General features: G+C 59.5%; 11 protein-coding genes. All 11 read right to left on the minus strand.

All coding sequences use genetic code 11. From position 1 onward, the window contains the following. Nucleotides 1-21: 21 nt before the first annotated feature. The 11 genes from proS to nuoH all read right to left on the minus strand — a co-directional run bounded on the left by proS (nt 22) and on the right by nuoH (nt 12,454). Entirely contained in the window at nt 22-1,344 is a 1,323-nt protein-coding gene (gene proS / locus IFT59_RS09640) for a proline--tRNA ligase (RefSeq protein WP_192086704.1), read from the minus strand. A 530-nt stretch (nt 1,345-1,874) separates the two neighbouring features. Continuing rightward, entirely contained in the window at nt 1,875-2,144 is a 270-nt protein-coding gene (locus IFT59_RS09645; RefSeq protein WP_192086705.1) for a DUF1467 family protein, read from the minus strand. A 219-nt stretch (nt 2,145-2,363) separates the two neighbouring features. Continuing rightward, the gene (locus tag IFT59_RS09650) at nt 2,364-4,031 is read right to left on the minus strand and encodes a ribonuclease J (RefSeq protein ID WP_192086706.1); all 1,668 of its coding nucleotides are present in this window, start codon (nt 4,029-4,031) and stop codon (nt 2,364-2,366) included. Nucleotides 4,032-4,039: 8 nt separating this feature from the next. Further along, nucleotides 4,040-4,810, minus strand: coding sequence for a biotin--[acetyl-CoA-carboxylase] ligase (locus IFT59_RS09655; RefSeq protein ID WP_192086707.1), 771 nt, complete (start codon nt 4,808-4,810; stop codon nt 4,040-4,042). A gap of 2 nt (nt 4,811-4,812) precedes the next feature. Further along, nucleotides 4,813-6,255 (minus strand): NADH-quinone oxidoreductase subunit NuoN, encoded by a 1,443-nt coding sequence (gene nuoN, locus IFT59_RS09660; protein ID WP_062580011.1) that lies wholly within the window; start codon nt 6,253-6,255, stop codon nt 4,813-4,815. Between the two features lie 18 nt (nt 6,256-6,273). Continuing rightward, nucleotides 6,274-7,785: an NADH-quinone oxidoreductase subunit M gene (locus IFT59_RS09665; protein ID WP_192086708.1), complete on the minus strand. Its 1,512-nt coding sequence runs from the start codon at nt 7,783-7,785 to the stop codon at nt 6,274-6,276. Beyond that, entirely contained in the window at nt 7,785-9,785 is a 2,001-nt protein-coding gene (nuoL, locus tag IFT59_RS09670; protein ID WP_192086709.1) for an NADH-quinone oxidoreductase subunit L, read from the minus strand. Before nuoL ends, IFT59_RS09665 begins: the two co-directional genes overlap by 1 nt. Nucleotides 9,786-9,792: 7 nt before the next feature. Further along, complete coding sequence (gene nuoK, locus IFT59_RS09675; protein WP_062453229.1) at nt 9,793-10,101, minus strand: NADH-quinone oxidoreductase subunit NuoK; 309 nt, start codon at nt 10,099-10,101, stop codon at nt 9,793-9,795. Between the two features lie 27 nt (nt 10,102-10,128). Beyond that, on the minus strand, nt 10,129-10,743 hold the full coding sequence (locus IFT59_RS09680; RefSeq protein WP_092661988.1) for an NADH-quinone oxidoreductase subunit J: 615 nt from the start codon (nt 10,741-10,743) through the stop codon (nt 10,129-10,131). A gap of 139 nt (nt 10,744-10,882) precedes the next feature. Continuing rightward, a complete protein-coding gene (gene nuoI, locus IFT59_RS09685) occupies nt 10,883-11,371 on the minus strand; it encodes an NADH-quinone oxidoreductase subunit NuoI (RefSeq protein WP_062580005.1) in 489 nt (162 codons plus the stop codon). A gap of 39 nt (nt 11,372-11,410) precedes the next feature. Beyond that, entirely contained in the window at nt 11,411-12,454 is a 1,044-nt protein-coding gene (gene nuoH / locus IFT59_RS09690; RefSeq protein ID WP_062454722.1) for an NADH-quinone oxidoreductase subunit NuoH, read from the minus strand. Between the last annotated feature and the right edge of the window lie 6 nt (nt 12,455-12,460).

The raw sequence follows: 12,460 nt of genomic DNA on the forward strand, positions 1-12,460 counted from the left end.
CGGCAAGACGTCGGTGTCCGATCATCCGGCGACGCGGTTGAGCGCCGCTTCGAGCGTCATGACGTCACGGGCTGCGGACTTGCGGTCCTTGACCTCGACCTCGCCGTTGGCGGCGGAGCGCGGACCGACGATTATCTGTACCGGAACACCGATCAGATCCGCTGTCGCGAACTTGGTGCCGGCGCGTTCGTCGGTATCGTCAAGCAGCACGTCCTTACCGGCCTTGTTGAGCTTTGCGTAGAGATCTTCCGACAGACTATCGCATGCCTCGTCACCGGGCTTCATGTTGATCACCACGACATCGAACGGCGCAACGGATGCCGGCCAGATGATTCCGTTATCGTCATGCGATGCTTCGATGATGGCGGGAACAAGGCGTGTCGGCCCGATGCCGTAGGATCCCATGTGGACAAGATGTTCCTTGCCATCAGGGCCCTGCACCTTTGCGCCCATCGGCTCGGAATATTTCGTGCCGAAATAGAAGATATGGCCGACTTCGATGCCGCGGGCAGAGAGGCGATCGGCATCCGGGATCTGATCGAAGGCCGATTCGTCGTGCATTTCGGACGTCGCGGCGTAGACCGATGTCCACTTGTCAAAGATCGCCTGCATGCCGGCGACATCGTCGAAATCGGTGTCTTCGCCGGGAATGTCGAAATTGACGAAGTCCCGGTGCGAGAACACTTCCGACTCACCGGTGTCGGCGAGGATGATGAACTCGTGGCTGTGGTTGCCGCCGATCGGGCCGGTATCCGCACGCATCGGAATGGCGCGCAGGCCCAGCCGATCAAAGGTGCGCAGATAGGCTGCGAACATCTTGTTATACGAATGGACGGCGTCTTCCTTGTTCAGATCGAAGGAATAGGCATCCTTCATCAGGAATTCGCGCGAACGCATGGTGCCGAAGCGCGGGCGGATCTCGTCGCGGAACTTCAGCTGGATATGGTAGAGGTTGAGCGGCAGGCTCTTGTAGGACTTGACGTAGGACCGGAAGATATCCGTGATCATTTCTTCGTTGGTCGGTCCGTAGAGCATCGGCCGCTCCTGGCGGTCCTTAATGCGCAGCATTTCCTTGCCGTAGGCGTCGTAGCGCCCGCTTTCCTGCCACAGCTCGGCCGATTGCAGCGTGGGCATCATCAGCTCGACGGCGCCGGCCCGGTTCTGTTCCTCGCGGACGATCTTGTTGACCTTGTCCAGAACGCGCTTGCCGAGCGGCAGCCAGGAATAGATGCCCTGGCTCTGCTGACGGATCATGCCCGCACGCAGCATCAGCCGGTGCGAAACGATTTCCGCTTCCTTGGGGTTTTCCTTCAGGATGGGCATAAAATAGCGGGACAGACGCATGGACGTTTCCGGTTTCCGAGGCGTTCCCCTGATAACAAGGGAATCGGCCGTTTCTTGGATTAAACTTTGACGGCGTACATAGCTGTTCGGGGGCGCAAATGGAACCCATCGCGCGCGCCGCAGCACAGCAGATTGCGCTTGCAGCGGCTGGAGGCCAACGGTTTAATGACAAGCCCTGCGACAAATTCGTCCACGGGAAATTTTTGCCAAACTGTGTCAAAAATGCAAAAATATCGGGTGACAAAGCACATTCGTTAAGCTAGGTTCAGCTCACAAAAGAGGCAAGGAGTTCAAATTCTTGCCAGTTCGCGGTCAAGTCTTGGGAGGATCAGATCTCTGGCGCGCTCGTCGCAGCCCCGGCAACGGAATGAGTATCACGCGAAACTGAAAAACAAGGCTTAACCGCCTTGTTTTTTTTTGCCCTGCTCACAGGCATGGCTAATCCACTGAATAGCGATCGTAAGACAGCAGTTACCCGCACTAATGCCGGAGCAGTGTGACGGGCGAATGACACGCCTGCTGGCGGCGCCCTACTCGAATGTCGGGATGAAGTTCGGAATGCTGTCGATGCCGAAGCCAAAGTAAGTGGAGGCCAGGTGGTAGGCGAGGTAGAGCGCCGCCGAGATCACGGTCGTCAGCAGAACGACCCTGCCACCACGGAACCGCCCGGGCGCGCTTTCCACCGTCCCTACCATCACGTCCCCATCATCCTGCTGGCTGCGGTACCCGAGCGGCAGAACGGCGAACAGAACCGTCCACCAGAGAATGAAATAGATCGCAGCGACGGTCAGCAATGGCATGAAGTGTCTCCTCTGCACTATCTATAGAACAGAGGGTGGAAAGCACAAAGCCTGGCGTCCGATATTTCCCGACCTGGTGACGCTGCGAGATTGATTCCGCAGACACAGCCAACATGCTGATCAAGCAAGACATCTGCCCCGGCCCCGGCCTCTCTCGTCGCTGAGAGCGAGGAGAAAGTGACGGAGGTCGTGGGGCAGATGTGGGTTTGACGACGGCGCTTAGACCTTCGTGACGAAGACAGTCACGACAGGCTTCTTGCCCCAGGCCAGGTTGGCCGCGGAGCGGACGGAGCGACGCACGGCTTCGCGCAGCATGTCGAGATCCTTGCGGCGCGCGCGTGGAATGCTCTCGATCGCGTTGAGGATCGCGTCATAGAGCGTGTCTTCCATGTCCTCGCCCTCATAGTCGAGCTCGGGCATGCCGAAGGCGACGACATCGGGATCGCTCAGGAAGTCGAAGCGGCTGTCGAGCAGGACGTTGACCGAGACATGACCGGCGAAGGAGAGCTTGCGGCGGTCGCCGATACCCATTTCCTCGAAGTCGCCGATCAGTTTGCCGTCCTTGAAGACGCGGCCGTGCGGTGCATCGTCGATGACCTGGGCCGGGCCGGGTGCGAGACGCAGGATATTGCCGTTGCGTACGCGCGGGATGGTCTTGATGCCGGCGGTGGCGCCAAGCGCTGCCTGGGCGGTAAGGTGGGCTGCCTCACCGTGAACAGGCACGAGGATCTCCGGTCTCGTCCACTCGTACATCTTCAGAAGTTCATTGCGGCGCGGGTGGCCGGAAACATGCACAAGCGCATCCGAGTCGGTGATGATCTTGATGCCCTGTTCGATCAGCGCGTTCTTGATCTCGATGATCGGCTTTTCGTTGCCCGGAATGGTGCGCGAGGAGAATACGACCGTATCGCCAGCTGCGAAGGCGACGTTGCGCATCTCGTCGCGGGAGATCTTGGCAAGCGCTGCGCGCGACTCGCCCTGGCTGCCCGTCAGGATCACGACGACCTTGTCGCGCGGGATGTAGCCGAACTCGTCTTCGGAGATGAAGGGCTTGATGCCTTCCATGATACCGAGATCACGGGCAACGGCAACGACGCGCTTCAGCGACGAGCCGAGCAGCAGCACTTCGCGGCCGGCGGCGTCCGCTGCTTCGGCGATCGAGCGGATGCGGCCGACATTCGACGAGAAGGTGGTGATCGCCACCCTGCCCGCAGCATTTTGGATGACCTGGCGCAGGCCTTCCGACACTTCTTCTTCGGAGGGGGAAACGCCTTCGCGCAGTGCGTTGGTGCTGTCGCACATCAGTGCGAGAACGCCCTCGTCGCCAATCGCGCGGAAACGGTTCTCATCGGTCAGTGGCCCGAGCGACGGCGCATGGTCGATCTTCCAGTCGCCGGTATGGACGACATTTCCGAGCGGCGTGCGGATGACCAGCGACATCGGCTCTGGGATCGAGTGGTTGACGCCGACGGCTTCGATCTCGAACGGGCCGACATTGATGCGGTCGCCAGCCTTGAAGATGGTGATCGGGATTTCGGCGCGCGTGCCTTCGTAATTCCGCTTTGCTTCCAGCATGCCCGCGGTAAACGGCGAGGCGTAGACCGGCACGTTGAGGCCGGGCCACAGATCATTCATGGCGCCGTAATGATCCTCATGCGCGTGCGTGATGATCATCGCCTTGATGTTTTTCTTCTGGGCCGTCAGAAACCGGATATCGGGTAGGACAAGATCCACGCCCGGCAGGTCCGGACCTGGAAAAGTGACGCCGCAATCGACCATGATCCACTGCCGCTTGTCCGGCGTTCCGTAGCCGTAGAGAGCGAGGTTCATGCCGATCTCACCCACGCCGCCAAGCGGCAGGAACACCAGTTCGTCCTGTTTAGCCATTTTTATTGTTATTCCGTTCTTGCAAAAAATACATCGCCTGCTGCGATCGGCATCAAAGAGCCATGGCCGGTATCAAGCAGCAGAAATCCAGTGTCATCGATACCTGCGAATGTACCGTTTAGCGAGCGCTCAGGTAGATTTACCATAATTTTCTCACCAATTCCGCATGCGACGCGGCGCCATCTGTCGACGACTGTGGTAATACCCCGACCCTCGTCCCAATCCTCCAGAACTGTCGCCATCTCCCTGAAAAGATGTGCGAAGATATCCTCTGGCGACGCAGAAGACCCTTGGTCGTGGAGACGTGTGACACCGTAGGGTGCGCTATCGGGCATGTGGCGAATATTGATGCCGATGCCAATCACGAGCGCACGGTGGCCGCCCGGAAGCGCTTCGCTTTCAATGAGGATACCGCAGGTTTTCTTGCGGCCGATCAGGATATCGTTCGGCCATTTGACCTCGAGCGGCTCTCCACCGGTGGGAAGAACGGCCCGCAGGGCGGCGTGAACAGCGACAGCGACAGCAAGCGGGAGCGACGAGAGGCGCTCTGGTGGCGCCGGATCGATCAGCAGCAGCGAGGCATAGAGATTGCCGGGCTCTGACGTCCAGGCGCGGCCGCGGCGACCACGGCCGTCTGTCTGGCGGCTGGCGGTCAACCACAACAAACCGGCTTCGCCCGCACGGGCGCGGGCGAGGCATTCTGTGTTGGTGGAGCCGACCTCGTTCAGGGCTTCGTGACGAAACGCATCGAGCGACAGGCTTCGGCCCCTCAACGTCATCCTCAGAAGAACGACTTCGCTGCAGCGCTGGCGGCCGAGCCGATCGGTCCACCGATCAGCACATAGGCGACGACGAACAGGCCGGACAGACCGAAGATCAGACGCAGTTCGCCGGAGACGCGGGCGAACTGACCCTTCGGCTCATCGAACCACATCAGCTTGACGATGCGTAGGTAGTAATACGCCCCGACAACGGAGGAGAGCACGCCGATGATCGCCAGCGCATAGAGCTTCGCCTCGATCGCCGCAACGAACACGAAGTACTTGGCGAAGAAGCCTGCGAGCGGCGGAATGCCGGCCATCGAGAACATCAGCGCCGTCAGCACCAGCGCCATGAAAGGCTTGGTCGAGGAAAGACCTGCGAGATCTTCGACGGTTTCGACGTAGGTACCGTCTTCGCGGCGCATCGCCATGATGCAGGCAAAGGTGCCGAGCGTCATCACCATGTAGATGGTCATGTAGAGGACGACGCCGGAGACGCCGGTTTCCGTGCCGGCAGAAAGGCCGACCAGAGCGTAGCCCATATGGCCGATCGAGGAATACGCCATCAGGCGCTTGATGTTCTTCTGACCGATAGCCGCGAAGGAACCGAGCAGCATCGATGCGATCGCCACGAAGACGATGATCTGGCGCCAATCGGAAAGGATCGGCAGGAAGGCTTCCGAGACGACGCGGACGAGGATTGCCATGGCCGCAACCTTGGGCGCCGATGCGAAGAACGCGGTCACCGGTGTCGGTGCACCTTCATATACGTCCGGCGTCCACATGTGGAACGGCACGGCGGAGATCTTGAAGCAGGCGCCGGCGAGGATGAAGACCATGCCGAAGATGAGGCCGAGGCCGCGCTCTTCAGACGACAGAACCGTAGCGATTTCGTCAAAGCCGGTATTGCCGGTGAAGCCGTAGACCAGCGACATGCCGTAAAGCATCATGCCCGACGACAGGGCGCCGAGGACGAAGTACTTGAGGCCCGCTTCCGTGGAACGGAGGTTGTCGCGGCTGAAGGCAGCGACAACATAGAGCGCCAGCGACATCAGCTCGAGGCCGAGATAGAAGGCGAGCAGATCGTTGGCCGAGATCAGCACCATCATGCCGAGCGTCGCGAGAACCAGAAGGACCGGGAATTCGAACTTGTCGAGCTCCAGCGCCTTGGCCTGCCCCATCGACATGACCATGGCGGTGATCGATCCGATCAGCGCCAGGATCTTCATGAAGCGGGCGAACGTATCCGATACGAAGGCGCCGCCGAAGGCCTGACCATCGCCGGTCATGAAGATCAGCATGGCGCCCACGACCGCCAGAAGGGCGATCGCAAGACCGGTGACCAGCGGGGCGGATTTCTCGCCGGAGAAGACGCCAATCATCAGAAGGGCGAGCGCGCCTACGGCCAGGATGACTTCCGGCAGGGCCAGACGCAGGCTTTGGCTCAAGAGTTCAGCGGTCATGTCCAGTTTCGTCCCGTCTCAGTGCACGTTGAGTGCAAGGTTCTTTGCTGCGGCCAAGGCTGCGGAGTAATTGTTCACCACGAGATCCACCGAGGCTGCGGTCGCGTTGAGGACCGGCATTGGATAGAAACCGTAGAAAATCGTGAGCGCGACCAGTGGGTAGAGCAGGAACTTCTCTCGCGTCGAAAGGTCGAGAAGTGCCTTCAGCTTTTCCTTTTCCAGTGCCCCGAAAATGACCCGGCGATAAAGCCAGAGCGCATAGGACGCGGAAAGGATGACGCCGGTTGCGGCAAACAGTGCCACCCAGGTGTTGACCCGGAAGACGCCCATGATCGTCAGGAATTCGCCGACGAAGCCGGACGTGCCCGGAAGACCGACATTCGCCATGGTGAGGATCATAAAGGCGACGGCATATTTCGGCATGTTGTTGACGAGACCGCCGTAAGCCGAGATCTCGCGGGTATGGAGGCGGTCATAGACAACGCCGACGCAGAGGAAGAGCGCGCCGGAGACGATGCCGTGCGACAGCATCTGGAAGATCGCACCCTGAACGCCCTGCTGGTTTGCCGCAAAGATGCCCATCGTGACGTAGCCCATGTGGGCAACCGACGAATAGGCGATCAGCTTCTTGATGTCGTCCTGCATCATCGCCACCAGCGAGGTGTAGATGATGGCGATGACGGACAGCGCAAACACCATCGGCGCGAAGTACTCGGATGCCAGCGGGAACATCTGCAAGAGGATACGGATCATGCCGTAGCCGCCGAGCTTCAGCATGACGCCAGCCAGGATGACCGAACCTGCAGTCGGAGCCTGAACGTGCGCATCCGGAAGCCAGGTGTGGACCGGCCACATCGGCATCTTGACCGCGAAGGCCGCAAAGCAGGCAAGCCAGAGCCAGGTCTGAACGCCGGCCGGGAAGCCGAACTTCAGAAGCTCCGTCATATCTGTCGTGCCGGCCTGCCAGTACATGGCCATGACGGCCAGCATCATCAGAACCGAACCAAGCAGCGTATAGAGGAACAGCTTGTAGGAGGCGTAGACGCGATCCTTGCCCCCCCAGACGCCGATGATGATGAACATCGGGATCAGCGTCGCTTCGAAGAAGATGTAGAACAGGACGATATCGAGGCCGACGAAGACGCCGGTCATGGCCACCTGCAGGAGCAGGAAGGCAATCATGTATTCCTTGATGCGCTTCTCGATCGCTTGCCAGCTGGCAAGCACGCAGAACGGCATCAGGAACGTCGTCAGGATGACGAACAGCACGGAAATGCCGTCGACGCCGAGATGATACGAAATCCCGGTGCTCAGCCACTCATGCTTTTCCACCATCTGGAAGCCCGGGTTCGAATTGTCGAAACCGATCCAGATGAACAGAGAGACGATGAAGGTGACGACCGTCGTCAGGAGCGCGATGTTGAGCACGTTGCGGCGACCGTTCGCCCCCTCGCCGTTTGTCAGCAAGAGGAGGAGAACGCCGACCAGCGGCAGGAAGGTGACCGTCGAGAGAATTGGCCAGTCGGTCATTACATTGAGCTCCCGAGCATCATCCATGTGACGAGGGCGGCGACGCCGATCAGCATCGCGAACGCGTAGTGATAAAGGTAACCGGACTGCAGCTTGACCACCCGGTCGGTGATATCGACCACGCGGGCGGCGACGCCGTTGGGGCCGTATTTATCGATGACGGCGACGTCACCCTTCTTCCAAAGGAAGCGGCCGAGAGCTTTGGCCGAGCGAACGAAGAGGAAGTCGTAGAGTTCGTCGAAATACCACTTGTTCAGCAGGAACTGGTAGAGGCCCTGCTGCGAAGCGGCGAGACGCTTCGGGGTTTCTGGCGACTTGATGTAGAAGTACCAGGCGGTGACAAGTCCGATCAGCATGGCGATGAATGGCGACAGCGCCACCAGTGCCGGCACGTGGTGGAACTCGTGCAGCAGTTCGTTCTGCTCCGACGTGAACAGCGCGCCCTTCCAGAAGGCGTCGTAGTCGTGGCCGTAGAAGAATTCCTTGAACACGACACCAGCGAGCACTGCGCCGGCTGCCAGGATGTAGAGCGGCACCAGCATGACGTTGGGGCTCTCATGGACGTGATGCATCACTTCATGGCTCGCACGCGGCTTGCCGAAGAAGGTGAGGAAGATCAGGCGCCACGAATAGAAGCTCGTGAACATCGCGGCAATGACCAGCAGAGTGAAGGCAAAGCCTGCAACCGGCGAATGGGACGCATAGGTCGCCTCGATGATGAAGTCCTTCGAGAAGAAGCCTGCAAAACCGATTGGCGTGAACGGAATGCCAACGCCGGTGATGGCAAGCGTGCCAATGAGCATCATGGCGAAGGTGAGCTTGATGTGGCTGCGCAGGCCGCCCATGTGGCGCATGTCCTGTTCGCCATCGACGGCATGGATGACCGAGCCGGCGCATAGAAACAGTAGTGCCTTGAAGAAGGCATGCGTGAACAGGTGGAATACGGCAGCACCATAAGCGCCGACGCCGAGTGCCACGAACATGTAGCCGAGCTGCGAACAGGTAGAATAAGCGATGACGCGCTTGATGTCGTTCTGCACGAGGCCGACGGTTGCCGCGAAGAAAGCGGTGATCGCACCGATGATGGTGACGATGGTTAGCGCATCTGGCGACAGTTCAAACACCGGCGACATGCGGGCGACGAGGAAGACGCCGGCGGTGACCATGGTTGCGGCGTGAATGAGTGCCGAGACCGGGGTCGGGCCTTCCATTGCGTCCGGCAACCAGGTGTGCAGCAGGAACTGCGCCGACTTGCCCATGGCGCCCATGAACAGAAGCAGGCAGACGACGGTGAGCGCAGTCGCCCGTGTCAGTTCCATGCCGAAGATATTGGCAACGACCTGCGTTGCTTCCGGTGCGCCTTCAGCCGGCAGGTAGTTGGCAGCAGCCGCAAAGATCGTTTCAAAGCTGATCGAACCGAACAGAACGAACAGGCCGGCGATGCCGAGAATGAAGCCGAAGTCGCCGACGCGGTTGACGATGAACGCCTTCATGGCCGCAGCTGAAGCGGAGGGCTTCTTGTACCAGAAGCCGATCAGCAGATAGGACGCAAGACCCACGCCTTCCCAGCCGAAGAACATCTGCGCCAAGTTGTCGGACGTGATCAGCATCAACATCGCGAAGGTGAACAGCGACAGGTAGGCGAAGAACCGCGGGCGATGCGGATCGTGGTGCATGTAGCCGATCGAGTAGATATGCACGAGCGTCGACACGGAGTTGACCACGACGAACATGATCGCGCTCAGCGTATCGATGCGGAACGCCCATTCGACGTCGATGCCGCCGGACTGGATCCACTGCATCACCGGAACCTTGATGACTTCGCCGGCCTCGCCGTGGTGAAGGGCCACGTTGAAGAAGACGATCCAGGAGAGGATCGCCGCGATGATCATCAGACCGCTGGTGACGTATTCGGAAGCCTTGGCGCCGATCTGGCGGCCGAACAGGCCGGCGATCAGGAAGCCGATCAGGGGAAGAAAGACGATTGCCTTGTAGATCATGACCCGATCAGCCCTTCATCATATTGACGTCTTCGACCGCGATCGAGCCGCGGTTGCGGTAGAAGACGACGAGAATTGCAAGACCGATGGCGGCTTCCGCAGCAGCGACGGTCAGAATGAACAGTGCGAAGACCTGGCCGACGATGTCGTTCAGGAAGGATGAGAAGGCCACCATGTTGAGGTTGACCGCGAGCAGGATCAGCTCGACCGACATCAGGATGATGATGACATTCTTGCGGTTCAGGAAGATGCCGAACACGCCGAGCGTGAACAGGATGGCGCTGACCGTGAGATAGTGGGAAAGACCGATTTCCATGTTTGTTGTTCCTTGTTCCCGCTACCTTCAGAGACCCTGGCCGGACTTGACCTTGACCACCTCGACGGCGGTTTCCGGCGTGCGTGCGACCTGCCTCGAAATATCCTGACGCTTGACGTTGGTGCGATGGCGCAGCGTCAGCACGATGGCGCCGATCATTGCGACCAGAAGCACCATGCCGGCGAGCTGGAAGAAATAGACGTAGTTTGTATAGAGCACATCGCCGAGAGCGGCCGTGTTGGTGCGCACTGCAGGGTTCGGGATCGGCATCGTGATGGAACTCGCCGCCTCCGGTGCCAGCACCGAGCCGCCGATCACGACGATCAGTTCAGCCGCAAGGATCAGCCCGATAACGATGCCGATCGGCGCGTATTGAAGAATACCGGAGCGTAGTTCGGCAAAGTCGATGTCGAGCATCATCACGACGAACAGGAACAGAACCGCGACCGCGCCGATATAAACGACGAGCAGGATCATCGCCAGGAACTCGGCCCCGGTCAGCAGGAACAGGCCCGCCGAATTGAAGAAGGTGAGGATGAGGAAGAGCACCGAATGGACCGGGTTCTTGGCCGAGATGACCATGAACGCCGACGCCACCGCGATGAACGCGAAGATGTAGAAAAAGATAGCCTGCAGACCCATCGTGGTGCCTTTTCGTTCCTCATCGGGCGGCGCTTCCAAAAAGCCCCCTGCCCGTCAGAACCCGGCGCATCGAACGCACCGAGATTAAATGACCAATGCTCGCCCGGCGCCCGATCAGAGCGCCGGCATGCTCGCCCCGTTACCGGTAGGGCGAGTCGATCCCGATGTTGCGCGCGATTTCACGCTCCCAACGATCGCCGTTTTCGAGAAGACGTGCCTTGTCGAAATACAGTTCTTCGCGGGTTTCCGTCGAGAATTCGAAATTCGGACCTTCGACGATCGCATCGACCGGGCAGGCTTCCTGGCAGAAGCCGCAGTAGATGCACTTCACCATGTCGATATCGTAACGCACCGTGCGCCGGGTGCCGTCGTTACGGCGCGGGCCGGCTTCGATCGTGATCGCCTGGGCGGGACAGATCGCCTCGCACAGCTTGCAGGCGATGCAACGCTCTTCGCCGTTCGGATAGCGGCGCAGTGCATGTTCGCCACGGAAGCGCGGCGAGACCGGGCCCTTTTCGAACGGATAGTTGATCGTCGCCTTCTGCTTGAAGAAATACCTCATCGACAGGAAGAAGGCGCCGACGAATTCCTTCAGGAACAGCGAGTTGATAGCCTGGGCAATAGCCATCTTATTCTCCAATGATGCCGAGTGACGAGCGGGCCATAATCATGCCCATCCCATCAGTTTCAGCACGAATGCAACGATCACGACCATGGCGAGCGACAGAGGCAGAAACACCTTCCAGCCGAGACGCATGAGTTGGTCGTAGCGATAGCGCGGTACGAAGGCCTTCACCATAGCGAACATGAAGAAGACCATGGAGCCTTTCAGCATGAACCAGATGATGCCGGGAACCCAGTTGAGGAACCAGACGTCTACCGGCGGCAGCCAGCCTCCGAGGAAAAGAATAGTGGTCAGCGAGCACATCATCAGGATGGCGGCATATTCGCCGAGCATCAGCATCATGTATGGCGCTGACGAATACTCGACCATGTAACCCGCGACAAGTTCGGATTCCGCTTCCGGCAAATCGAACGGGGGACGGTTGGTTTCTGCCAGAGCCGAGATGAAGAAGATCACGAACATCGGGAACAGCGCCAGCCAGTGCCAGTCAAGGAACGAAGCCGGCAGACCCATCATCGTGCCGAGGCCGTCATGCTGTGCATTGACGATGTCGGTCAGGTTGAGCGAGCCCACGCAGAGCAGGACCGAAACGATGACGAAGCCGATCGAGACTTCATAAGACACCATCTGCGCCGCGGAGCGAAGTGCGCCGAGGAACGGGTACTTCGAGTTCGATGCCCAGCCCGCCATGATGATGCCGTAGACTTCGAGCGACGAGATCGCGAAGACGTAGAGGATACCGACATTGATGTTGGCGATAACCCAGTTCTGGCTGAACGGAATGACCGCCCAGGTAGCCAGCGCCAGCGTCACCGAAATCAGTGGAGCCAGAAGGAAGACGCCTTTGTTGGCGCCAGCCGGAATGATCGGCTCCTTCAGGATGAACTTCAAAAGGTCGGCGAAGGATTGGAACAGACCGAACGGGCCAACGACGTTCGGACCACGGCGCAGCTGAACGGCCGCCCAGATCTTGCGGTCGGCGAGAAGGATATAGGCAATGAAGACCAGAAGGCAGACCAGGAGCAGAAGAGACTGCCCAACCATGATCAGTGCCGGCCAAACGTAGGTCCAGAAGAACGAATCCATGTTCAT

This window comes from Rhizobium sp. CFBP 8752, from assembly GCF_014842035.1.
Classification (GTDB): domain Bacteria; phylum Pseudomonadota; class Alphaproteobacteria; order Rhizobiales; family Rhizobiaceae; genus Neorhizobium; species Neorhizobium soli.